This is a genomic window from Novipirellula methanifontis (genome assembly GCF_052161655.1).
Classification (GTDB): domain Bacteria; phylum Planctomycetota; class Planctomycetia; order Pirellulales; family Pirellulaceae; genus Novipirellula.
Genome location: NZ_CP197418.1, coordinates 9,186,811 through 9,211,850 on the forward strand (window position 1 = coordinate 9,186,811; position 25,040 = coordinate 9,211,850).

The following is a 25,040-nucleotide window of genomic DNA, read 5'->3' on the forward strand; positions in this document are numbered from 1 at the left end:
CGCTCCCCATGCTTGAATCATCCAATCAAACGATCGAAGAACTGATTGCGTTCCCTGAGTTATGGGCCAATCAACTTCAGCACACCCCCAACCATGTGGCGGTTGTCTCCGAAGACGGACAGTGGACGTATCGGGATCTCGAACACCAATCCAATGCGATTGCCAACACGTTGATCTCCGTTGGAATCCAACATGGTAGCCGTGTGGGATTGTGCGTGGATCGGTCCCCCGAAGCGATCGCCGCGATGCTGGGCATCATGAAACTCGGCGGCGTGTTTGTCCCGCTGGATCCCGATTACCCGGTCGACCGACTTCGCTATATGGTCGAGGATGCCGCGATCACCACAATTGTGGGACATCGTTGTTATTACGATTCGATTGGCAGTCCGCTGATTCATCCCGATGCCGCGAACCAAACAAACCACTCCAAAATCGATTGGGTTGATTGCGAACCCGACGACTCCGGAAGGACAGTGGCTGCGCCGCGGCCCAGCACCTCGATCGCCCCGAGCGATCTGGCGTATATCATGTACACGTCGGGATCGACCGGCAAACCCAAAGGGGTTCAGATCCAGCATGCTGCGCTGGCGACGTATTGTTTCGCCGACATCGATGTCTTTCGCCTGAGCGAAACCGATCGCACGCTGCAGTTTTCAACGCTCTGTTTTGACATCGCTATCGAAGAGATTTTTCCGCCGCTATTGTCGGGCAGCTGCGTCGTCGTTCGTCCGAGAGGCCGAGCGAATCATCGCAACGAACTTTCTGCCCTGATCAACCGTTTTGAAATCACTGCGGTTCATATTGCCGCAGCGTATTGGCATCAATGGGTGGATTTGATGGTCGCGTCGAAAGAACGCGTCCCGGAATCGCTGCGATTGATCATTCCGACGGGCGAAAAAGTATCGGTCGAACACTATCGGCGTTGGCAATCGCTGTGTGATCACGACGTTCTATTTTGTAACGCTTACGGTCCCACCGAAGCCACGGTGACGTCGACGGTCTACATTCCTGACGAATCGTTTGATGCGGCGAATATGCCGATTGGTAAACCGCTAAAGCGATACACCGCTCATATTTTAGATGATGATTTAAAGCCGGTCGCTGAGGGCGAAACAGGACATTTGTTTATTGGCGGGCCCGCGTTGGCACTGGGGTACCTGAACCGTCCCGAATTAACCGACGCGGTGTTTTTGAACGTCGAGATCGAGGGCGAGACGCTGCGTCTATACCGCACCGGCGACTTGGCTCGGTGGTTACCCGACGGCAACATCGACTTTGCTGGCCGTGTCGACCACCAGATCAAATTGGGATCGTACCGCATTGAACCCGGCGAAATCGAAGCCGCGCTCGACCAAGCCCCCGGCGTGCTCGGGTCGCTGATCAGTTTCGACGAAGTGGACGGCAAGAAATTTCTGGTCGCCTATGTCTCGCACGGCAAGCACAATGTGTCCGCAAACGCGATCACCACGTACCTACGCAGCGTGTTGCCACCGTACATGATTCCGGCTCGCTTTGTGTTCTTGGAATCGTTTCCGCACACGATCAACGGCAAAATCGATCGACGGGCATTGCCGCCCGCAAGCGAAGGAGTCGTCGCTCGCGATGAAAACTACGTGCCGCCTCGCGACGATCTTGAAAAACGATTGGTCGAACTTTGGCAAGAAGTCCTGAACGTACCGCAGATCGGAATTCATGACGATTTCTTTTTGCTCGGCGGCAGCTCGTTGTTGGTCACTCAAGTGGTTGCTCGCTTGACCAGCGATATGGATATCGACTTGCCAGTTCGTGACTTCTTTGCCAATCCGACGGTCGCCACATCGGCGAGACATCTGCGGGAATTGCTCGGAGAAACCATCACATCGCCACTGGACGACGACATCCGTGCGTTGAGAGATCGCTTGCCCGACGTGCAAGCATCGTTTTTTCCAAGCAATGGACAATCACTGTACGGGGTGCATTATCTTCCTCGTGGAAACTCGCTCGGGCGGGGCGTAGTGATTTGTCATTCGATCGGTCACGAATATGCACGAGGCTATCGCAATTTACAGCAATTGGCCGTCCAGTTGTGTAGCGATGGATTTGATGTACTGCGGTTTGATTACGCCAACACCGGCAATTCCGATGGGGCGTGTGCTGAGTTAACTGCTCAGCAGATGCAAGACAACCTAATCGACGCACGCGATTACTTGATCAGTCAAAGCGGTGCGAAACAGATAGCGGTAATCGGCCTGCGACTCGGGGCCACGATCGCAGCCTCGCTGCCCAACGGCAGCTTTGACGACGTCGTGTTGTGGGATCCGATCGTCGATGTCAACGAGTTTGTCAGAACGTTGGACCAATGGCACCAACGTCAACTGACCGAACTGCGTCGATTTAGCACGATACGGGTCGCTAGCGAGATCGACCAAAGTTACGGACATGCAATGTCGTTCGAGAAGCGACAGAGTTTGTCGTCGCTAAAAATACCAGCAAACGGCAAAAATGTTTCGGTCGTGGTCAGCGAGCAAAGTTTGACTTCGCCCGCAGAACGAGCCTGGTTGGCATCACAAACCAACGTGACACACGTCACGGATGTGATTCGCTGGGACGCACGACGATACACAGAAAGTGCGTTTTCGTCACCGGAAACCGCTAAAGCAATTATGGGACTGTTGCAGGGGGAGCAAAACGACGACATGGCGTCCTCACCGCGGCAATCGTCATCTAAACAAATTAAGTCAACGCAAACAAACTTAGCGAAAACGAGCCCAGCAGGCTCGAAAAACGCAATTGTGTTCGGCAACTACGAACACTTGCTCGGCGTTTGGCAACCATCGACCACAACTTCGCAATCCGACACCGCCGCGATCCTGGTCACCCCAGGGATGCTGCATCACGTCGGACCGTTTCGCTTCTATGTGGACGTCGCCAACGACCTAGCCCGTCGCGGAATTCCGTCGCTCCGATTCGACATTTCCGGAATCGGTGAAAGCTTTGGCGTGGGTGTGGGAGGGCGATCGATCGATCGTGCCGCTGACGAAATCAGCCAAGCAATTGACTGGATTTTTGAAAACACCAAGATACAAAAGATCGTGTTATTTGGCTTGTGCAGTGGTGCCGACGACTCGCTGCATGCGGCGGTCCGCGATGATCGCGTCACCGCCGTGGTGCCGATGGACGGTTGTGGATACCGAACCCCAGCGTATTATTGGCACCGTTTCCGAGGCCATCATTTGCACCGCATCTTGCGACCGAACAAGTGGTGGGAGGTTGCTCAGCGATTGCTCGGCCAAAGTAACACAGCACCGCGGTCACTGCAGCAAGGAGACGACATACGCGAGTTTCCGCCGCGAGAAACTGCGGTCGCGGAACTGAGTGAACTCGCTGATCGCAAAACGCGATTGCACTTTGTCTACACCGGCGGCGTCGGAATGTACTATAGTTATGCCCAACAGTTCTACGACATGCTCCCTGAACTAAAGGAACGCGACGAGGTTTCCACCTGTTTCCATCCCGCGATGGATCATGTTGCGTACTTGTGCGAAGACCGAGCGGCGCTCGTCGATCACATCGGATCAAAAGTTGATGAGATCGCAACGCATCGGAATGCATGAGCAGCAGCAGGCATGTCGTAGCGAATCTTTTTTTCTGTCCACGAGAATCCCACCATGCTTCGACGCCAATTCCTTTGCGGTATCTCCACCGCCGCCGCATTATCCCCCTCGCTAAGTCTGGCCAGCGAATCGCGATCGTTGATCCAGTCAATCACAACGCAAACACTGAGACGCAACCGCGACGGTAAATCGGAAACATGGTTTCACCCTCGTGCTTGCATGGTCCCACGCAGCGATGGTTGCTCGTTTGCGCTGATGACCGTGCAGTGGATTCGTGGCTCGGACTATTTTGGCCCGGTTCACTGGACGCAATCGGATGACCAGGGAAAAACCTGGTCGGATCCGGAACCAATTGATGCGTTGGGGCGAGTCCCAGTGCCCGAGCACAATGGTTTGATGGCAGGCGTTTGCGACGTCGTTCCCGAATATCACGCGATGACCAACACGGTGTTGGCGATGGGACATGTCGTCTTTTATCGCGGCGAAAGGTTTTCCAGTCGCGAACAGCTTTCCCGCTATCCGGTGTACGCGGTCCGCCGCGACGATGGGACTTGGTCCGAGCGAAAGATCCTGCACTGGGACGATCCACGCGGGTCATTTATTTACACCAACAATTGTGGCCAACGCACCGTTAACGCGGATGGCGACGTTATTATGTCGTTCACGTTTGGTGCGACTAGCAAAAACCGTAGTGTCGCGGGCGTTCGATGCACGTTTGACGGGGAACACTTAAACATCGTCGACGTGGGACCTGCGTTAACTCTCAGCGTGGGACGCGGACTATTGGAACCGTCGGTAACTCGCTGGAACGATCACTACTACATCACGATCCGCGCCGAAGACGGGCATGGATATGTTGCCTCGAGTCGCGATGGCTTGAACTATGGCGAAAAGCGAGCGTGGTGCTGGGACGATGGAACGTCGATCGCAATGTCAACGACTCAGCAACACTGGGTTAACCATCCGCAAGGCTTGTTTTTGGTATACACGCGCCAGGACAAGACGAATAAGAACGTGATGCGTTGGCGTGCTCCGCTTTGGATTGCGAGGGTCGATCCCAATCGTCTCTGCTTGCTGCGAGATACCGAACGTGTGGTCTTGCCCATCGTTGGTGATGGCGTCAACAAACCTAACGAAGTGGCACTGATGGGCAATTTTCATGTCACCAACGCTAGCCCCGATGAGACCTGGGTCACCGCAGGCGAGTGGATGCCCAGACGATCCGCCCGAGGCGACCTGAGGATGGCACGCATCAAGTGGCGGATTGAAAAGAAGGGGGAGGAAGTGAGGAGTGAGGAGTGAGGAGATGGGGAGCCATCGAAGATGACTCCGTGGGCGGAGACGCCGCTAGAGCAGCAGCGGTTAGCGAACTTTACACTGGAATCGAATGGTAACGCTTTCGCCTACCTTCAATTCGTCCGTCAACTTCCACTGCAACATCAACGATTCGGCCTCGTTCCGTTTGGTCGAGAATTCGGCTCCGCCGCTAGCCGTTTGACTCTCTGCAACGTACTCGAGTCGTGTGGTCAAGTTGTCGGTCAGTGTGACATGATTGACGGCCGAGTCGCCTACGTTTTCAACTCGGATGGCAAACGAGACCACTTCGCCGGGTTGAGCGTGTTGGCGATCCGCGAACTTGCCAATCTGTAATCGACCGGCATCCGGGAAATCGTAGACTTTCATCTCTTCGACACGCAAATCGCGAGTCAATGTTGGTGGTTTCAAATCTTCGATCGCGACTTCAATCGATTCTTCAACACTCCACGACACTGCCGCGTTTGCAGCTTCTTGCAGCAGCGCGAGTTGATTTTCTTGCAGTTGGCCCATTTCCAGGACCGACAAACCGGCCAACGCCGCCAGCACGTCTTCCATCATTTCCAGCTGCATTACGTTTTCGATACGGACACCGCCATTGCGGTCTCGCATCGCATCGATACGTCGGGTAACGTCGGCATGGCCGAGGCCTTGAGTATCGTTGATCACTAACCCAGGCAATTCTTCTTGAATGCGATTGAGCCCAACGTCGTGCTTCAATCCAGCGATCCCGATGGCACGCCCGCCTGAGGCCGCTCCGGTAATCTTTCGTACCGAGGCGAATCGGGGCGCGTAAACACAAACTCGATTGCTGGCGTTGATTTCGATATCGCCTGCGTCCGTCGTGTAATGAACGATGGTGTCTTCGGGATCCAGACCCGCCAACGTATCGTTGCGGCGAACGGCAACGTCTTGGTGACGATCGCCTCCGTCGCACAGAAATTCGTTCGGATCGACGCCGTGGGCGTTCCAGCCACCGCCTGCGTAGGTTGCGTAGCCTTGCGGTCCTGGATGGCCCACGACGGCTTGTCCCGAACCACACGCTCCACAGCCACATGCAGCCGCGTTTTGCGCGTGAGTTTGATGGTGTTGCCAGCCCACCTGCTGGATCGCAGGATTCGCTTGCGTTTGCATCGCTGTTGTGGGAGCCATGGCCGTCGGCGGTGGAGCATTTTGTGGAATATTCTGGGGGCCATACCCAGGCTGCATCGGTGTCTTCGCTGCTTGCGGCAATTGACATCCGGTCAACACAAAGCCCGCCAAGAACATTGCGACCAGCATCACCACGCTAACGCTTTGATTCAGGCGAGAATGATTTGAATGGTTCATCAGAGCGTTTTCTTTCGGAGTCCGCTTCATTGCTGCACTCCTTGCTCGGGTTGATAGATCGGCTCGGGTTGATAGATCGGTGTCCAAGCGGGGTAGCCAAAGAAGAACTGAGGCATCAATGCGGGAGCATTCGGAGGGGCCACTGAACCGATACGAACGATCGCCACGGGGCGTCCCATTCGATCAGCGACTTCCAGTGCATCTTGGTGCTCCGAGAGTTCGATGGCTCGTGACGTCTTCGGAGTTTCCGCGATGGGGAATGCCGTGGTTGGATCTTCTAAGTAGATCACTCGCGTAACCAAGCGGCCTTCGAGTGCGGCTTCGAGATCATCTTGATCCAAGTTGATCGGAATCGGATAGGTCGTCGCCAACCCAGGCGGCGGATAGATGCGATCGATCAACTCGATGGTTGGATACAACTCGGCACCCTCAGCATCGGGAATGCCCGTAATTCGAAAACGATACACGCCTCCGATCAGCAATCCTACTTGCAGCGACGCGTCCTCTTCACCGAAGAACTCGCTACCCTGAGGCATCGAAAAACCGACCCCTTTTGGGCCCGAGAACGCGACAGGTTGAAAATAGTTTTGTACGGGGCCGCGACCAGCAAGTCGAGCTTGTCCGATCACGCCGGCGGGCATGTCGCCGCGAAGAATGTGGTGACGTTCGCCACTGCCGAGGTAATCGCTGGGATCCACCGCACTTGCGTGCTGGCTGATGAAGACGCTGTACGCCATGATTGCCAAGGACAGGACGGTTGCCGAAACCGCAACGTTGGTTCGAGAGCGAGTTTGGCGAATCATCATGAGGAACCGGGACGGATCGCGTTTAGGAGAAAATGACAGTGAGTGTCGCCTTTCGCGTCGCGAGCAGCGAATTTGCTCGCGAGGGGAAAGGCAACACTCGACCCGAAGGTCGAGCGTTGGTTGCCCGAATCAAAACCAAGTTAATGGTTTTGATTTCAATTCACTTCTTGACTGTGGTGTTCGTACAGTGGACGTCCGTTAGGAACACCGGGGTGGATGTTCTGCTCGGTGATGTTGATACGGCTGACCGGGTTCGGGTAGCTGTATCCTGGTTGCATACGCACTCCGATTTTGACTTTGTCCACAGGTCGTGGCATGTGCATCGGGGTGTGGTTACGAATCACGTGCTTCTTCAATCCCGCAGGGCTTCCCAATGGGATGTGTGGTGGTCCAGGCAACCCGATCGGCGTGCCAGTAATTGGCATTCCGTATTGAGGAGCGTTCATACCGGCGACCATTCCGGGCAGTCCCATTGGCATCGAAGCACCGCCACCTGCAGGTCCGCCACAGCCTTCGGTCATGGCCGAAGCAAACGGTGCAGGCAATCCTGCGATCGGAGGTCCCATCATTCCGCCCATCACTCCGCCACTTCCACCGGCTCCCATCATTTCGATGTCTTTGTCACCTAGGCGAATGATTGCAAGAATTGAACCCCGACGATCCGCTTCCACGATAGGATCGATTCCTGGATCAAGCCGAGTGCTGACCAGTGTGTCGATGCCTGCAAGTGCAGGACCTTGGAAATCGGGATCGGGTAGGTAGATCACTTTGGTAACGAAGTTGCCAGTCAAGACTTGGTCAAAATCTTCCGCAGTGAACTGAATTGGTACCGAGTTGTGTGCCAAGTAGGCTCCGGTTCGTGGGTTGGCGTAAGCCAGTTCCACGGTTGGGTACAGCTCGACGCCTTCACGTGATGGAATGTTGGTCAGCTTCAACCGGTACAATCCTCCTTGAGGAAAGTTCTGGCGAGCGGGAACGACCAACGGATCGCTGTCGAATGTTCCGCCGCCGGAAGCATCGTAGCGAACCTGCATCCCTTCGGGTTGGCTCATCGTAACCTGCACGGTCGAAGGTACGCCCGGCATCATCGGCATCATAGGCATCATCGATGCCATGTCGCCGCCTTGGGAGGCTCCTCCGGCGGACGCGCCGCCGTTGCAATCGGCACAGGCAGCTCCGCTTCGCATGCTAGCGAGTTGGAAGTTACCTTGGCCGCCCATCGCGGGTCCCAGTGGTGCACTACGCATCATCTCGGGGCTGCCGGGGCCAACTGCCCCTTCAGGCATTGGACCGCCGCCCATCATGCCTGCAGCTCCCATCGGACCTGGGCCCATTCCACCGGCTCCCATCATACCTGCCGCTCCCATCATGGGCATTCCCCCGCCCATACCAGGAGCCGTTGGCATTGGTCCCATGACTCCCGGACCGGGTCCGCCAACACCTGGACCCGGTTCGAGCATACGCTGTTCGGGTGGCAAGTTGTGGCGAACCGGCACGCACCCGGTGGCGAGGACCGCCGTGGCCGCCAGCAGCGACAAATGAGTGACGATTCGTTTCATCTTTCCCCTCGTTCCTTGGGAGATGTGCACTCGGTGTGCGGCCCCGCAAAGTTGCGAGCCCGACGACCTAAACCCATCCAATAAATGTTTTGTAAGTGTGAGCGATCTGGGTGGACGCGTGACCGGGAATCCAACTACGATCCGTTCGGCATTCGGCCAGACCTTCTGCGTAGTAGGTCATCGGCACTTAGAGGGTGTTATCTTTGGAAAAATCGACATAACCGGACTATGAAGATTGACCGCTACAACCGTTTGACCAGCGATAGCAAAACCAAAGCAAGTTTCATTGCGAGTTTCATGCGTCGTCGCGGTGGATCGAAATTGGTGGTGTTGGTCTGCCTGTGTCTCGTTTTCCTAACGTTTTCCGCACTCGATTGGCAAATCACGGTTGCCGAGTCGCCTCGGATCGAAGCCGAGTCGACTTCGCAAGGCAACGACGAATCGATCACTGTCGAAAATGAAGAAGCCGCAATAAAACTTTTACGACGAGTCATCTATCAACTCGCCAGCGGACCTGCTTTCGAAGCAAAAGTGCGTCAACGCGTCTGGACCACGGGTCGCGAAGTCGTCGGCGTGGGCACGTATGAGCAGTCGGGCCAGACCACAGGCCAGTTCAATTTTCAGATGACGATGCACGATGGCGAAGGCAAACACACGTTGCAGCAAATCAGCGATGGACGATTAGCTTGGACCCGAAGCGAAGTGGCGGGAGAGATTTCCCTGCACCGCGTTGATGTTGCTCGCTTGGACGAATGGGCCGCCAACGCTCAAAACGAAGACACCTTGCCGCTGCGACTGCGTGTTGGCGGGTGGATCGAATTGCTTGAACAAATTAAACGCGACCATCAATTGCAGGTCGCGGGCGGTAGGCTACAAGGACAACCGGTTTGGGTCGTCACTGCCACGCTATCCGAAGACCAACAAAACGAAGTGATACGAGCCTCGGGACGTGCGGAATGGCCACAATTGTACCCAGTCAAAGTCTGTGTCGTGATTTCCAAAGTTGGCAACAAAGAGTCAGGCTTTGGAAAATTCATGCCGCTGAGGATTGAACATTGGAGCCGGGCAATCGACGAACCGTCCGAATCCGACGCGGAAAAAACTCAGCAAGCCGAGCGACTTATATCGCTAGTCGAACTCTATTCAATTCAACAAATCGCTCCACCGCCGATCGAACGATTTCGCTTCGAAAACCGTGATGCTGAAGTCAACTTTACCAACGAAACCGACGGCTATCTGAAACGGTTCGGCGTCAATGTGGCTGAGCTTGCACCTAGCAAACACTATCGGTAGTGCTGGTTGCGTCCGCGCCCCATCGGTCGTCGGCTATAATGCGATTTCTTGATTTGCATTCACGTCGCTCGTACACAAGAGTCGGGGCGCCATGTACGCCAACCAATCGCATCATTCATCGCTAATCAGCAGCGGCCGCGTCATTGTTTTCCTGGCCGCTGGCCTGTTATTGCTGGGCATAATCTTGTCGCTTCACAAGAGCGAAAAAAGCCTCGTGCAAACTGCGGGCGGGCTCGAGCAAGCCGCAGCGGCGGTGATCGAAATCGATGCGACGCAGCCTCAATCCAAGCATGACGGCAAGCTAGTCTACGTTACCGGTCGCTTAAAAACATCCGCGCCGATCAGGGACGAAACCTTCGCACTTGAGGTTAACGCGGTTCGTTTGGAACGCCACGTTGAAATGTTCCAGTGGCGTGAAGTTGAAAAACGACGCGACTCGTGGTCAACGAACGATCGGTCGATCGGCAGACGCAGAAAGGTTTATCACTACGAGAAAATCTGGTCCAAACAACTAATCGATTCCTCGACGTTTCAACACGCTGGCCACGACAATCCCACAACGATGCCGTTTCCAAATCACAGCGTCCAAGCTGACATGGTGCAACTCGGCGGTTTCCGGTTATCGGATTCCCTAATCGATCAAATCCCACCAAGCGATCCGCTGAACTTCCGACTAGAGGATTTGTCTGCGGAAATCGCCCGCGACGCTTTCATCCACCACGATGCCCCTAACCAATCAACGCGACTGTATTGGTCAGCCGGACGCGGCCGAGCGAAGCGTGACGCTCAGATTGGGGATGCGCGTGTGTACTTCACGATGCGTCCTTGTACTACCGTCAGTGTGATATCGCAGCAACGCGGTGATTCGTTGATCCCGTTTCGTTCTGCCAAAGGCACTCAAATCGACCTGTTATCGGTGGGCACCATTCCACCGCACGCAATGATCAAAGATGTTCGCCGAACAACAACACGTTCGGCATGGGGTGACCGTTTGATCGCAACTACGGTAATGATGGTGGCCTTGTACTTGCTGCTGCGGCTAGGATCGCGGTGGATCAATCCTTACGCGTTTTTGACTAGGATTACCGAGCTGCAGCGATGGCGGATCGCGGCTTCGGTCGCCGTCACATTAGCCTGTTTCTGCGTTTGTAGTGCGTGGGTCATGGACCACCCCTGGTACGCGGTGAGCGTGTTGGCGATTGCGGTTCCCATCATTCCGGCAAGCGTCCACGGCATCCATCCCCGCAGCACGCCCCTCCACAGTGACGTGTCCATTTCCCAGGTGGAACTTCGAAAAACCCAAGCGGAAGATCGCAAAAGACGCAAACGAAAACGACGACGAAGGCTGGCCAAACGTCGCGTTTGACCGCAGTGGTATTGCTGGAGTGAAACGGCATGTTCGGCTGTGATGCTGCATGGAGAGCCAACGATCCGCTAGCATCCCGACGGCGTCTTGAGAGAAAATCGCTGCCGAATCTACGGGGGACAATTCGTCGACGTTGTGATATCAATCACCCCCATTTCGGCGTCTTCGCCACCTCTTTTTCGCTACAACTCTTTGTAGCCAAACGACTTCCGTTTTTCGACAGAATTTGCTTGATGTCAAATTTCCTGGCTCAATAGCACTGTCTGCCTTTATAATGGAAGGGATCGTGCTCTCTTGATCTTTTTTATCCCGACGAAACGCAGGAATGCTTCCTGCGTCACCACGCGCCGGATCCCTGTCGTCTGACTAAGCTAAAGTTGGCGATGGCAATCTTCTGGTTTCACTGGCGACTGATCGTCGTTCTTGGTTGCGTTCTCATTTGGAGCTGGATATCCATGACTCATTCACCCACTGACATCCTAAGACTCTATTCCGAAACTTACGAAAAAGCGAAGCAAGTCAAGCTGACGCTCAAGGAATTCCTCGAAGCCGCAGGGAGCGATCCCTCGCTCTATAGTTCCGCAGCCGAGCGAATGGTCGAAGCGATTGGCGAACCGATCCACGTCGATACGTCGAACGATTCGCGACTGGGCCGGATCTTTATGAATCGCACGATCAAGACGTATCCGGCGTTTCGTCAATTCTTTGGACTCGAAGAAACAATCGAACGCATCGTTGGCTACTTTCGTCACGCTGCGCAAGGACTCGAAGAGCGCAAGCAAATCCTTTATCTGCTTGGTCCGGTCGGGGGCGGCAAAAGTTCGCTGGCGGACCAACTCAAAAAATTGATGCAGGCGCGACCTGCGTTTGTACTCTGCGCGGATGACGAAGTCAGTCCGATTTTCGAAAGTCCACTCGGCTTGTTTGATCCCAAAACAATGGGGCACGTGCTGGAGGAAGACTACGGAATTCCGATGCGGCGATTGCCGGGATACATGTCGCCATGGGCGCTGAAACGACTGGACGAATTTGGTGGTGACATCTCGAAATTTTCGGTTGTCCGTGTCATGCCGTCTGAGCAACGTCGCAGTCTGGTCGCCAAGACCGAACCGGGTGACGAGAACAACCAAGACATTTCATCTTTGGTCGGTAAAGTCGACATTCGCAAACTTGAGCACTTTGGCCAAGACGATGCGGATGCCTACTCTTACTCGGGCGGACTGAACCGCACGACACAGGGATTGCTTGAGTTTGTCGAAATGTTCAAAGCACCACTCAAGATGTTGCACCCTTTACTAACGGCAACCCAAGATGGTTCCTACGTGGGCACGGAAAATGTTGGTGCGATGCCTTACCAAGGAACGATTGTTGCTCACTCTAACGAGTCCGAGTGGGAGTCTTTTAAATCGAATCGCAATAACGAGGCATTCCTGGACCGGATCTGTGTCGTCAAGGTTCCGTACTGCCTGCGCGTGACCGAAGAGAAGATGATCTACGACAAATTGATCCACAATTCGGAACTCGGCAACGCGCCGTGTGCGCCGGACACCTTAGAGATGATGGCTCGGTTCTCGGTGCTGACACGGCTGAAGGAACACGAAAACTCGAGTCTTTACTCGAAGATGCGAGTCTACGACGGCGAATCGCTGAAAGATACGGATCCACACGCACGCACCGTCGGTGAATACCACGATGCCGCAGGGGTCAGTGAAGGGATGGACGGCATTTCGACTCGATTTGCTTACAAAATCCTGTCGGAAACCTTTAACTTTGACACGCACGAAGTCGCAGCGGATCCCGTCCACCTGATGTACGTGTTGGAGCAATCGATCCGACGTGAACAGTTGCCGGAGGACACAGAGCAGCGATATTTAGAGTTTGTCAAAGAGGAATTGGCATCGCGATATGCCGAGTTCATCGGCAACGAAATTCGCAAGGCGTACCTCGAATCGTATCATGCTTATGGTCAAAACATTTTCGACCGCTACATCGCCTACGCCGATGCGTGGATCGACGACACCGACTACAAGGATCCCGATACCGGTCAATTGATGGACCGAGATATCTTGAACGAGGAGCTTGAAAAGATTGAACATCCTGCGGGCATCTCGAATGCGAAAGATTTCCGTTACGAAGTGGTCAAATTTGCACTACGTGCGCGAGCCAAAAACGAGGGACGCAATCCCGCTTGGACTTCGTATGAAAAAATTCGGGACGTGATTGAAAAACGAATGTTCGGCCAGATCGAAGAATTGCTGCCGGTGATTAGTTTCGGAGCTAAAAAAGACAGCGAAGCGGAACAAAAGCACAACGAGTTTGTCGAGCGATTGACCAAACGTGGATACACCGAACACCAAGTCCGTCGCTTGGTCGATTGGTATATGCGAGTCAGCAAATCAGGGTAATTTTTCGTTATGCACGTCATCGACCGTCGTCAGAATCCAAATGCCAAAAGTCTGGGCAACCGGCAACGGTTCGTCCGCCGTGTCAAATCGCATATTCGTAAAGCGGTCAAGGAAGCGATCCGTCACCGCAAGGTCGCTGATATCGAGGGCAGTGAAAAGATCTCGATCAGCGCCAATGACGTTAGCGAACCGAATTTTAATTTTGAGTCGGGTGTCGGTAATCGCAATTACGTGCTGCCCGGCAATCAAGGCTACCAACGCGGCGACCGCATTCGCAAACCCCAGGGCGGGGCAGGGGGCACAGGAGCTTCGGGCAGTCCCGATGGTGATGGCGAAGACATGTTTGTGTTCCTACTGACTCGCGAAGAGTTCATGGACATGTTCTTTGACGATCTGGCGCTGCCCAACTTGGCCAAACGCAAACTGAAATCGATGACGACCACGTCGCGAGTTCGTGCCGGCTACGCCGTCGACGGAGCCCCTCAACGATTGAACTTGCGTGAAACGATGCGACACTCGCTCTCTCGACGCATTGCTTTGAAGCGTCCTAAGCTGGCGGAGTTCGAGGCATTGCAGGCGAAACTAAAACAGGCCGAAGAGGACGACGACCAGGAAGAGATCAAACGGTTGACGGAATTGGTCGCTCACACGCGGCGGCGAATGCAGCGAGTCAGCTACCTCGATACGGTCGATCTGCGTTACAACCGATTCGAACTGCGGAGCAAACCGACCACGCAAGCGGTGATGTTTTGCTTGATGGATACGTCGGCGTCGATGACCGAAGATCTCAAAGATCTGGCCAAGCGTTTCTATATGCTGCTGCATCTTTTTCTGACACGTTACTATCAAGCAGTCGAAATCGTATTCATTCGGCACACTTATACCGCAAACGAAGTTGACGAACACACGTTCTTTTACGGGCGCGAAACCGGAGGCACGGTAGTCTCCTCGGCACTGATTGAAATGGAGCGAATCGTCAAAGATCGCTATCCGGTCGAAGATTGGAATATTTACGCAGCTCAGGCATCGGATGGGCACAACTTTGACCACGACATGCCTCAGACGATGGCGATGTTAGAGAAATCGATCCTGCCGATGTGCCAATATTACGCGTATATCGAAGTTGGCGACGAACCGCTGTCGAGTGACAGCGTGCTGTGGAAAAACTATGAGTCGATGGTTGCACGGATACCGCATTTTGAACGAGCCAAGGTGAACGAACCCTCCGACATCTATCCCGTTTTTCACAAGCTGTTTTCCAACGACAAACGTCAAAAGTCCAGTTCGGCCTAGTGGTCTGCCAGGGATGAAAGTTCGGGTTGACCGTAGTGGACGAGGCAACGAGTCCTGCCACGGGTCAGCTCAAGGGGACTCGTGGCCTCGTCCACTACCCTAAGATTCAATATTGACAGATCACTAGAATACTTTTTTGCTGCAGGTGTTTGCGACGCGATCTCAGTCACAACCCGAAGCGTTAGCGAGGGATCGAGTCGTGACTGATATCCCCTCGCTAACGCGTCGGGTTATGATTTTTCGAAGAAGCACGCTCAACAATAACGCACAACAGCGGAGGACCGTCCGCGTGTAAACACTAGGAAAAACCACTTTAGGAATGCCAAAGCGATGACCGGAACGGATCTGCTCTATCGTGGCTCGGAATGGGATTTCGAGTCATTGCACCGGGTTCACGAGGCGATCGAAGATATTGCCCTCAATGAGCTAGGGCTCGATGTCTATCCCAACCAAATTGAGGTGATCACCAGCGAACAAATGCTCGATGCGTATGCTGCGATTGGCATGCCGTTGATGTACCATCATTGGTCTTTCGGCAAACACTTTGCCCGCGAAGAGCTACTGTATCGCAAAGGGGCGAGAGCCTTGGCGTACGAGTTGGTGATCAACTCGAATCCTTGTGTTTCGTATGTGATGGAAGAGAACACGATGACGATGCAGGCGCTTGTGATCGCACATGCCGCATTCGGTCACAATCATTTCTTCAAAAACAACCACCTGTTCCGCCAATGGACGCGAGCCGACCGAGTTTTGGATGACTTGGCCTACGCCAAACATTTCATATCCGATTGCGAACAACGATACGGATTGCCTGCGGTGGAAAGCATCTTGGATGCCGCGCATGCGTTGATGGGCTATGGCGTCAGCCGATACGCACCGAAGCGACTTGCGACGATGAAGGACAAAATCGCCAAAGCGGAATCGCGTCGCCAGCATGAGCAGTCGACCTACAACGATTTGTGGCGGACGTTGCCCAGCAAAAGTAAAGTACGTGATACTGCGGGCGAAGAGCAGGAAAACGGGACAGCCGACACACTGAACCTTCCCGAAGAGAACATCTTGGCATTTCTTGCCAATCACGCTCCGAAATTGAAGGATTGGCAGCGAGAGATCTTGCACATCGTTCGTCGCATGGCTCAGTACTTTTACCCTCAACGCCAAACCAAAATGATGAACGAGGGCTGTGCGACCTATGTGCACTACCAAATCATGAATCGCTTGTACGATACCGGCAGGATCGACGAAGGGTCGATGCTCGAGTTTCTACACATGCACTCCGCCGTGGTGACACAGCCACGATTTGATGATCGACGATTCAGCGGCTTAAATCCTTACGCAATTGGCTTCGCCATGATGCGAGACATTGCTCGTATTTGTGACGATCCTAGTGACGAGGATCGGCAATGGTTCCCCGAGTTCGCCGGCAACGGCCAATCGATGGCGACATTGCGGGACGCTTGGTCCGAGTATCGCGATGAAAGCTTCATCCTGCAGTTTCTGAGCCCACGGCTGATCCGCGACATGCACTTGTTCGCAGTCGGCGATGAAAGCGGGATGCCCTTTTTATCGGTCGAAGCAATTCATGACGAAACAGGATACCGCGAGGTACGCCAACGTTTGGCCGAGCAGTATGACATGCTTAAGCATGAACCCGAAATCGAAGTCACCGAGGCCGACTTGAAGGGGAATCGCCGCTTAGTGCTGACTCACCGCGTCCGAAGTGGGCGGTTGTTATCCAAAAACGACTGCAATCGAACGCTGTGCCACATCGCCAACCTGTGGGGTTACCGCGTCCGGCTCGTCGAAGTCGATTCACAAAGCGGCAAAACTCTGAACGATTACGACGTCGTCGCAATGCCGTAGCTTTAAGGTGCCGGCGTCTTGTTGGGATCCGCGTTTTCCAAGAACGACAACATCTCAAAAATCTCGTCCTGGGTGTACTGATCCATCAACCCTTTGGGCATCATCGAGTTGGGGGACTGAACCATCTCTTCGATGTCATCTTGCGAGATCACGGTCGGCTCTTTGGCTTCGGGATTTTCCAGAACCGTCACGTTGTCTTTGTCCTCGTTGAGGATGATCCCGGTCACGACACGGCCTTCGACCGTCAGAATTTGGTGCATCGCGTACTTGGCCTCCACTTTGTGCGAGGGATCGATGATCTCTCGCAACACCGCTGCACGATCCCCTTTGTATCGCGTAAAGACCTCAGTCAAATCGGGCCCGATCACGCCCCCTTCACTGCCCACTTTGTGACACCCTTGGCATGAAGCCTCAGCAAAAATGCGAGCTCCGATTTCTGCGGAGCGTCCCTTCATTCCGTTCTCGATTTCATTTTGCAGTTCACTCAACTTCCAGGCCTGCACGAACGCACGATTGCTGCCGATCGGATTTGCTGGCTCGACGGGATCCTTCATCCACGCATCCAAATCTTTGACCACGACCATCACGCCGTACATGCGATACCAGTGCTGGGGAAATGTGCAAACATAAGGGTATTCGCCCGGTTCCGTCGGCGCGTTAAACGTGATTCGATCCGTTTGATCGGGTTGAACCATTTGGCTGGCCGATAAAACGCTATCGAGCTCAGGCACGAAAGGCAGCCCGTTCCAACCGCCCGCCGAGCCAACGACGGCGCCAGCTTGAGCGACTTCCTTGAGTGCCCCCGGTGCAGTCACGACCAAGTTATGAGGCATCAAATCGTGGTTCTCCAACACGATTTGCACGGGGCGTCCCGCTTCGACGGCAAAGTAGGGGATGTCATATCGCATCTCTTCTTCGACCGCCCGGATCCGCACGACGCGGACGGTGACTTCACGCAATCGGTTGCGGTACGATTTTGCTTGTTCGACTGGAACGGACGCCATCATTTGATCGGCCAACTGCATCGCGTCAACAAATTGAGCGGTCGTTCGCTGAGCCGCTTCGGTCGATTCGGCCAGATCGACAAGCGTCGCCACCAAAGCTTGACTCGTTTGCAGCGGTCGCTGTTTCACAGGCACTCGCAACAAAGTTCGCACTGCGGCCGAACGATAGGTCGGATCGGAAACAAACGGAGCGAGCAAGTCGAAGGTTTCCGATGGCTGAGATGGAATGTTCGCAATCTCCGTGATCGCGGCATTTCGAACCGTCTCGGAATTGGCATCTTGAATCTGCTCGACGATATGCCCACGCAGCTCGCGACGCTGTTGGGAATCGGGAACCAACCCCACTGCATCAAGCCAAGCCAGTGTAGACGCATCATCCGCCGACGCGATCGACCAAGCCGCCGACGCGTCACCAATTTGAATCAACCCAGCCAAACCAACTGCACGAACGAAGCGTTTCTGGGAATCAGTCGCCGCTTCTTCGAGTTTAGCTTGGCTTTGCTTGAGTGTCGCAACGGGCTGATCAAGTAACATTTCTGCCAGCACTTTGGCGGTCCGTTTGCCTTGTCGATTCTCGAGATCGATTTTGCCTAAGGCGGCCAGCGTTTCGTCAGCGATGCTGGTTTTACGTAGCTTCGCAAGCGCCGCCACCGACTCTTCGCGAAATTGCGGCGACATTCCATCGCGACTCAAAATCGCCTCATAAACAGGAATGTATTTCACATCGTCCGTTTGCCGTGGGACCATCAACAACCGCTCGCTGTCGAGACGGTTTAATTGATACGCCACGATCCGTGGACTCTTGTCGAGAAATACCGTCGGGGCTTGGACCGTACGAACCGTCGTGCCATGCGAATGATCGTCTGCGACGCAGAACAGAGAGGAACTACAAACGCTGAGCGTGAAAACAACGAGAAATCGCATATCCAAAACCACTAAACGGGATCAACAAAAAGCACAGAAAAGGAAACGACAGCGTCGCCCGTGATGGGCGACGCGAATACCGACAACGAACACCTACTGCTCAAGCGCTCGCATGGTTTCGTCGAGCGTGTATTGCAAGTATTCGTCCATGTCATACTCAAGCACGCCGAGAGCGAGTTCAACGGCGTCGTCACCTTCGAGGAAACTAACCGCCCGAACTGCTTCGAGCCGAACGCGAGGATGTTCATCTTGAATCGACTTTTCAATTAGCTCAAGATGATTGGGAAGTTTGTCGATCATGAACGAAACCACGCGAGTCGCGGCGGCACGAGCACGATGGTCTTCCGCAGCGAGCACTTTTCCAAGCAGCGCTTCGTCGATTCGATTGTGAGATTGATAAATCCACAAAGCTTCGAGCAAGTGGTGCTCGTAATCTTCATCGCTCGCGTCTAGTGACGCGACCCAAGCCTTCAGCCCCGCAGCGACCTCGTCGGCATCACGCTCAGCGAGTTCACGACGAGCACGGTAGCGGGTGCGATCCTCGGGCAACTTCAACAGTTCCAACAGATTGGCAATCGGTTCTCCATCGATCTTCGCAGGCTCGATCAGAGGCCGCGTTTTGTGAGTAATCCGCCAGATCCGACCATGCGAATGATCGCGACTGGGGTCACGCAGATTGTGCTGCAAATGACCGATCAGCGCGTTGTGCCAATCGACGATATAAAGCGATCCATCCGGAGCAATTTGCACATCGACGGGACGGAAGTTGCCATCGGTGCACGAAACGATCGGCTCGACTTCAACACCAACAAATCCGCTACCTTCTTCGGTCACTTTGTGGCTCAACACCATGCGGTCACCGATGCAATTGGTCACGAGGAAGTTGCCTTGCATATCCTCGGGAAAATGTCGGCTCGACATCATGGCACATCCGGCCAACGGACGAGTTCGTTTCGGATAGAAACGAGGGTAACTGTATTCTGGATCGCCACCGGTGACACTGGCAATTCGGCGGTGTTGCGATCCGCCGGGGTGTTTCAGAGGATACTCGATGTGCCCCGAGATCGGCGTCGCCCAATAACCAAACCCTGGCGACGCGTCACCAATAAAGTTTTGGCCCCAACGATCAAAGACATGGCCCCAAGGATTCGAGAACGCCAAGGAAACATGCACTCCGAATTTTTCGGTCGTTGGATCGTATCGCCAAATTCCGCCTTCGGCCAAACGAACTAACCCGTTGGGCGATTCGACTTGCGAATACTTGAACGTTCCTTCTTGAAAGTAGAGTCCCCCATCGGGTCCCCATTCAAACGCGGCGATCCCATGGTGCGAGTCAGCAGAGTCAAATCCGATCAATTGACGCACTCGAGTATCGGCTTTGTCGTCACCATCGGTATCCGTCAGCAACAACACATCGGGTTGTTGTGCGCAATAAACGCCACCTCGCCCGATCTCGAATCCAGTCGGTTGGTGCAAACCACCGGCGAACACTTTGCACTCATCCGCGGTACCGTCGGAATCGTGATCTTCAAAGATCAGCAGCTTGTCATCCATCGGTGTCTTGGGTTTCCAATGCGGATACGACGCCATCGTTGCGACCCACAGTCGGCCTTTGTTGTCAAAGTTCAATGCGACTGGGTTAGCCAATTCAGGAAACTCTTCTTCCGAAGCAACCAATTGAATTTGGTACCCCTCGGGCAACGTGAACAACTTTTGTTGCTCGGCGGCGTTGAGATAGTCAAGCGAGCCGAGCTTTCCCCGTTTCGCATTGGGGTCGTCATCGCCACCGACATTGGTCTTGGGATTGATAAAGGCGAGGGTTTCCGAATCGTCCACCTGATCAGAAACCGATTCCCCTTTCGCAACCGCCCAAATACGAGCGTCGCGATTGGCCGTCATCTGGTCCAAAATCGCTCGTTCGCGTTCCATCACGTCGGTATTGTTGTACGTACCGTCGCTGCCCGCTTTCCCGCGAGCCCCATAGATCGAATACCCGTTGACGGCTCGATAGCGATGAAACCAATGGAAACTCTTGTCTTCCACTTGCTCTTTCACCGCTGCATCGACGCTGCGAGGTCCCCCTTCGCCAAACAGTCCCTGATCGAGCAGCGGGGCAAGGGCTGCGTAGCCTTTTGCGTTTAAGTGGGCGCCATTGAGTGTCAATCGCTCGTCAGACTTTTCAAACAAAGTCTTGGTTGGATTATAAAGGTCGACAAAGCCCACTCCCGTTTCCTTGGCAACACTTGCGAGGGCTTCGGTGTAGAGGGCAAGGTTCTTGTTTTGTTCTTCGCCGCTGGTGACGTTGGGATCGCCGACGTCTTCAAATGCGATCGGCGAGATCAGCACGATGCGTGGGGCGCCTTTGCCATAATCTTTGCCTTGAGTTTCTTTGACCAGACGCGTCATCTGCTCGGTGAACTTGCTGAGACCTTTTTTGCCGTCAAAGGATTCGTTGAAGCCAAAGAAGTAGAAAATCACCGACGCTTCGCTGTGTGCTAGATGTTTGTCGGGCTCACCAAAGTTCTGTGAGCGAATTCGCTCGAAGGGTTCATCGCCCGGAAAACACAAATTGCGAACCACAAGCTCGAGATCGGCGAAACGTTGATGCAGCAAACTCTCCCAGTTGTTTTCGGTTTGCAATCGCTCGCCTAACGCGTTGCCAACCAAACAGATGTGGTCGCCTTTTTTCAGTTCCACTTCGGCGGCGCAGGAGCGCGTCCTCCCCATCGTCAGGCTCAAGCCGACGAGCAAGAGAGCGACAAGAAATTTCGTTTGTTTTTGCATCAGGTTTTCAATCTCCGAATTATTTTCCAGCAGGTCCCGCTCCATATACCATGCCTAAAAGAGAAGCGTCTCACCCACATTAGGATTCCGATCATACACGGAGAATTGGGGTGTGACAGTTCGCGGCAAGGCAACAATGGAAACGCGAGCGAGGAGGGGGGAGGTGACAGGGAGGGGAACGATTAAAGGGGAGGGCAGGGCAGAGCAGGGGGGAAGAGGTTGTTTGGCTTCCAATCCCCAATTTCCTGCGAGCTATCATGCACCACGGGACGTGAGATATCTTGTATCATTCAGACTTCATTTGTGAATTATCCGACACAACAAGACCGTTTCCACGAGCATACTATGATACACCCGGAATCCGAACTGGGTGCGAATGGCAAAGAAAACAGCTTTAAAAGCGACTTCTTCAACCGAATGGGGCCATCCTATCAAATCCAGAGTCTATTCGACTACGTACCTGGCACCTCCTTTTTTATGAAAGACGAGCAGAGCCGGATGGTTAGCGTCAGCCAATCGATTGTGGTTCGTTTTGGACTCGAGCACGAAGAAGAGGTGATTGGCCGCGATGATTACGACTTTTTCCCGGCTCATATCGCCGACAGCTTCGTCCGCGACGACCAACATGTGATTCGCACGGGCGAGCCGTTAATTGATCGTGTCGAGATCTGGTACACCGAGCAGAGGCTGTTGGATTGGTTTGTCACGACCAAGCTGCCGGTTTATGACAAACAGGGGACGGTAATCGGAATCATGGGAGTGATTCGCAGCTACGAAGGTCACCGCAAAACCGCGTTGCCGTATAGCCAAATCAGCGACGTGGTCGAACACATTCGCGAGAATCATCGCGGACGTATCACCGTGGTGGAACTTGCCCAACGAGCCAAACTATCAACACGTCAATTGCATCGAAAATTCATGGACGTGTTCGGAATGAGTGTGCAGGACTTTTTGATGAAGACTCGGATGCAAGCGGCGTGCGACGAATTGATCCATGCGAACACCTCGATTATCGACATTGCCGATCAACTTGGATTCTGCGACCAAAGTGCGTTCACACAACAATTCCGCAAACATATCGGTGTCACACCGTCACGGTTCCGCCGCCAACATCGGTTGTCGTGATGGCTTTGCAATTCATGTCGTTGGTCGTTCGGAACGAGCCGAAATCAACAGTCGGATTTCAACGTAGCTGCCGCCGCCTGACGGTGGAAATCCACGCTCTGGCGAACGTAGCTACGACAGTAATGAACCTTAACGATCCCTCTCACTTTAGGAACCTTGAAATATGAAAATCGGCTACCTCGCTATCCTCGCCAGCCTGATCGCCACGCCCGTTTTCGCGAGCGACACGACGCAGTTGATGACTTACAACATTCGCTATTTGAATACCAATGATGGCCCCGACCACTGGGATCATCGCGTCGATGCGGTTGCTGAAACAGTCAAAGGGGCTGATATCATCGGGTTACAAGAAGCAACTCGGAAACAAATTGATGATCTCGCCGAACGGTTGCCGGAATTCGAGTGGTATGGTGCCGGTCGCGACGATGGCAAAGACGGCGGCGAGTTTTCGCCTGTGTTTTGGCGGCGAGACCAATTCAACGTGACGCGAAAAGGAACGTTTTGGCTGGGCCCCGATCCCCAGGCCGTTGGCAAGAACGCATGGGGCGCGAACCTACCTCGCGTTTGCTCGTGGGTCGAAATCAAATCCAAGGACAAAGCCACTGCGTTGCTGCTGATGAACACGCACTTTGACCACCAAAGTGCAACCGCGCGAGAAAACTCGGCCAACTTGTTGCGTGTAAAAGCGGCGGAGCTTCGCGGCGACCTTCCCGTCGTCGTGATGGGTGACCTGAATGCGACTCCGGAATCAAAGCCGTTGCAAAATTTGCTCACAGAAAATGGCGAAGGTGTGACTTTCTTTGATGCGGCCAAACTCAGTGAATCCGCCCCCACAGGTCCCGGCGGCACGTTTAACAGCTTCAAGGCCATTCGTGCAAGCGGCAAGATCGACTTCATTCTGTTTAGCGACTCGAAGGCAAGCGTTCTCAGTCATGCAACGCTCGACCCGAGAACCGCAGCAGGCCGTTTCGCCAGCGACCATCTGCCGATCAAAATCGAACTTCGATCACCAAGTGGTTCGCCCAATAAATGAGGACGACAAAGAGTTAAATCCTGTCCTGATTGGCTCTCGAACCTGTTTGTCAGCCGGCAGCTCGGGCTCGGTTTCTCGCAGCAGTAACGCGATCGTTTACATGCGAGTGCCGATTCGAAATGCCGGGGCGAGCCAGGTAGGGGTACATGTGCAGGCGATCAAACGCATCGCCTGTGAGTCTGCGTACGAACGATTGCGGCGACAAGTATTCGTCGTAATACGCAATCGCACCTTGACGCATTCGCTGGATTCTTGATTCCGGCATCGTCTGGATCTCCGTCATCAATTGACGAAACTGCTGTTCGCCGCGATACACCATACAATTCACTCCGTGTTCAAGAGCGGGCTGAAATCGTTCGTTGTATTCAAGGATGGGGATCGTTCCAATCGCCAGCGATTCAATACAGTTGTGACTGTGTGGGTACGTCTGGCCCGGTGCTGCGAGAAAGAACTTAGCTTGGCTCACAACGGGCAACCATCTTGTCGGGGCAACGCGATAGCGTGCTGAATCCAAGATAACAAGGCTATCGACGTCCGTGACCATCAACTCATTCAGAGCATTTTCTGAGTCAGGCAGTTGGAGATCGTTTCGAAAGCACTCTTCGGCGATTTGGACCAATCGGGGTCGAGGGATCGATTTGAAGTGAGTGTATTGCTCGCTCGGATGATAGGCGTCGGCTCTGCGGTCACCGCCAAAGAAAACGAGCCAGCGTCGTTGGGTATCGCGATAGGCTTGAAAATTCAAGTCTTCACGAGCATCGATATGGTCGGGATGGATCGTGTACGGCACCGGCAAGTCGCGGTCGCTGAGTTGACGTTTAGTATCACTCGTCAATCGCAACGTTCGATTTGCTATCGGACAATCCCTGCGTCGGTCGGTGATGCAAAGGTCAAACTTCGCTGGAGTGCCCTGATCGCCATACTCATAGACATGCTCTAAAGCCCGCCACTTATAGATCTTGTTGGCATTCTGAAAAAAGCAGATTCGGGGAGTCAACCAAACACGATAGCCTCCGCGTGTCAGCAAATTGACCAACGCGTGGATTCGACGGCCCTGTTCGCCATCAAAAATGATCTTGTTGATGTCCAGCAGAACGGTTTGGCGGTAGGACTCATTGGCTCGCTCAAGCCGACGCCATTGGCGTTGACGCTTTATCGAACCTGCAAATAGGAAGTAACCTCGCAACTGGCGAGCTTCCTGCTCCACAGCTCTCGCAAACCACCTCACCCGTTTCATACTTCTTCCCATCGTTCCAACCAAGAGTCGTTGTCGCCGAGAATGCGAAAAACCTTGGACGGATGTCAAGATGGATCGTGAACTAGCCTCGTCAAAATTTGCTCACACTGCC

At 54.0% G+C, this 25,040-nt stretch carries 15 protein-coding genes; 9 read left to right on the forward strand and 6 right to left on the reverse strand.

Annotated elements, in window-relative coordinates:
• Positions 1–8 precede the first annotated feature (8 nt).
• Together SH528x_RS32710 and SH528x_RS32715 are read left to right on the forward strand one after the other, a co-directional pair.
• Entirely contained in the window at positions 9–3,593 is a 3,585-nt protein-coding gene (locus SH528x_RS32710; RefSeq protein ID WP_442507613.1) for an amino acid adenylation domain-containing protein, read from the forward strand.
• A 54-nt stretch (positions 3,594–3,647) separates the two neighbouring features.
• The gene (locus tag SH528x_RS32715) at positions 3,648–4,895 is read left to right on the forward strand and encodes a sialidase family protein (RefSeq protein WP_442507614.1); all 1,248 of its coding nucleotides are present in this window, start codon (positions 3,648–3,650) and stop codon (positions 4,893–4,895) included.
• Between the two features lie 60 nt (positions 4,896–4,955).
• On the opposite strand, the gene SH528x_RS32720 is transcribed toward SH528x_RS32715, so the two are convergent.
• The 3 genes from SH528x_RS32720 to SH528x_RS32730 form a co-directional block, all read right to left on the reverse strand.
• Positions 4,956–6,236 (reverse strand): DUF11 domain-containing protein, encoded by a 1,281-nt coding sequence (locus SH528x_RS32720; RefSeq protein WP_442507615.1) that lies wholly within the window; start codon positions 6,234–6,236, stop codon positions 4,956–4,958.
• A 26-nt stretch (positions 6,237–6,262) separates the two neighbouring features.
• Positions 6,263–7,042 (reverse strand): hypothetical protein, encoded by a 780-nt coding sequence (locus SH528x_RS32725; RefSeq protein ID WP_442507616.1) that lies wholly within the window; start codon positions 7,040–7,042, stop codon positions 6,263–6,265.
• Between the two features lie 155 nt (positions 7,043–7,197).
• On the reverse strand, positions 7,198–8,601 hold the full coding sequence (locus tag SH528x_RS32730; RefSeq protein WP_442507617.1) for a hypothetical protein: 1,404 nt from the start codon (positions 8,599–8,601) through the stop codon (positions 7,198–7,200).
• Positions 8,602–8,829: 228 nt separating this feature from the next.
• Here SH528x_RS32730 and SH528x_RS32735 point away from each other — a divergent pair, with 228 nt between their 5' ends.
• The 5 genes from SH528x_RS32735 to SH528x_RS32755 all read left to right on the forward strand — a co-directional run bounded on the left by SH528x_RS32735 (position 8,830) and on the right by SH528x_RS32755 (position 16,821).
• Entirely contained in the window at positions 8,830–9,894 is a 1,065-nt protein-coding gene (locus SH528x_RS32735) for a hypothetical protein (RefSeq protein ID WP_442507618.1), read from the forward strand.
• Between the two features lie 91 nt (positions 9,895–9,985).
• The gene (locus SH528x_RS32740) at positions 9,986–11,260 is read left to right on the forward strand and encodes a TMEM43 family protein (protein WP_442507619.1); all 1,275 of its coding nucleotides are present in this window, start codon (positions 9,986–9,988) and stop codon (positions 11,258–11,260) included.
• 455 nt (positions 11,261–11,715) lie between these two features.
• Entirely contained in the window at positions 11,716–13,665 is a 1,950-nt protein-coding gene (locus tag SH528x_RS32745; RefSeq protein ID WP_442507620.1) for a PrkA family serine protein kinase, read from the forward strand.
• 9 nt (positions 13,666–13,674) lie between these two features.
• On the forward strand, positions 13,675–14,958 hold the full coding sequence (locus tag SH528x_RS32750; protein ID WP_442507621.1) for a YeaH/YhbH family protein: 1,284 nt from the start codon (positions 13,675–13,677) through the stop codon (positions 14,956–14,958).
• 330 nt (positions 14,959–15,288) lie between these two features.
• Positions 15,289–16,821, forward strand: coding sequence for a SpoVR family protein (locus tag SH528x_RS32755; RefSeq protein ID WP_442507622.1), 1,533 nt, complete (start codon positions 15,289–15,291; stop codon positions 16,819–16,821).
• A gap of 2 nt (positions 16,822–16,823) precedes the next feature.
• On the opposite strand, the gene SH528x_RS32760 is transcribed toward SH528x_RS32755, so the two are convergent.
• Together SH528x_RS32760 and SH528x_RS32765 are read right to left on the reverse strand one after the other, a co-directional pair.
• Positions 16,824–18,749 (reverse strand): plastocyanin/azurin family copper-binding protein, encoded by a 1,926-nt coding sequence (locus SH528x_RS32760; RefSeq protein WP_442507623.1) that lies wholly within the window; start codon positions 18,747–18,749, stop codon positions 16,824–16,826.
• A gap of 93 nt (positions 18,750–18,842) precedes the next feature.
• The gene (locus tag SH528x_RS32765; RefSeq protein WP_442507624.1) at positions 18,843–21,533 is read right to left on the reverse strand and encodes a PVC-type heme-binding CxxCH protein; all 2,691 of its coding nucleotides are present in this window, start codon (positions 21,531–21,533) and stop codon (positions 18,843–18,845) included.
• A 345-nt stretch (positions 21,534–21,878) separates the two neighbouring features.
• Between SH528x_RS32765 and SH528x_RS32770 the strand changes: the two genes are divergently transcribed.
• On the forward strand, positions 21,879–22,658 hold the full coding sequence (locus SH528x_RS32770) for a helix-turn-helix domain-containing protein (protein WP_442507625.1): 780 nt from the start codon (positions 21,879–21,881) through the stop codon (positions 22,656–22,658).
• A 163-nt stretch (positions 22,659–22,821) separates the two neighbouring features.
• A complete protein-coding gene (locus SH528x_RS32775; protein WP_442507626.1) occupies positions 22,822–23,691 on the forward strand; it encodes an endonuclease/exonuclease/phosphatase family protein in 870 nt (289 codons plus the stop codon).
• 49 nt (positions 23,692–23,740) lie between these two features.
• On the opposite strand, the gene SH528x_RS32780 is transcribed toward SH528x_RS32775, so the two are convergent.
• On the reverse strand, positions 23,741–24,928 hold the full coding sequence (locus SH528x_RS32780) for a hypothetical protein (protein WP_442507627.1): 1,188 nt from the start codon (positions 24,926–24,928) through the stop codon (positions 23,741–23,743).
• Positions 24,929–25,040 lie beyond the last annotated feature (112 nt).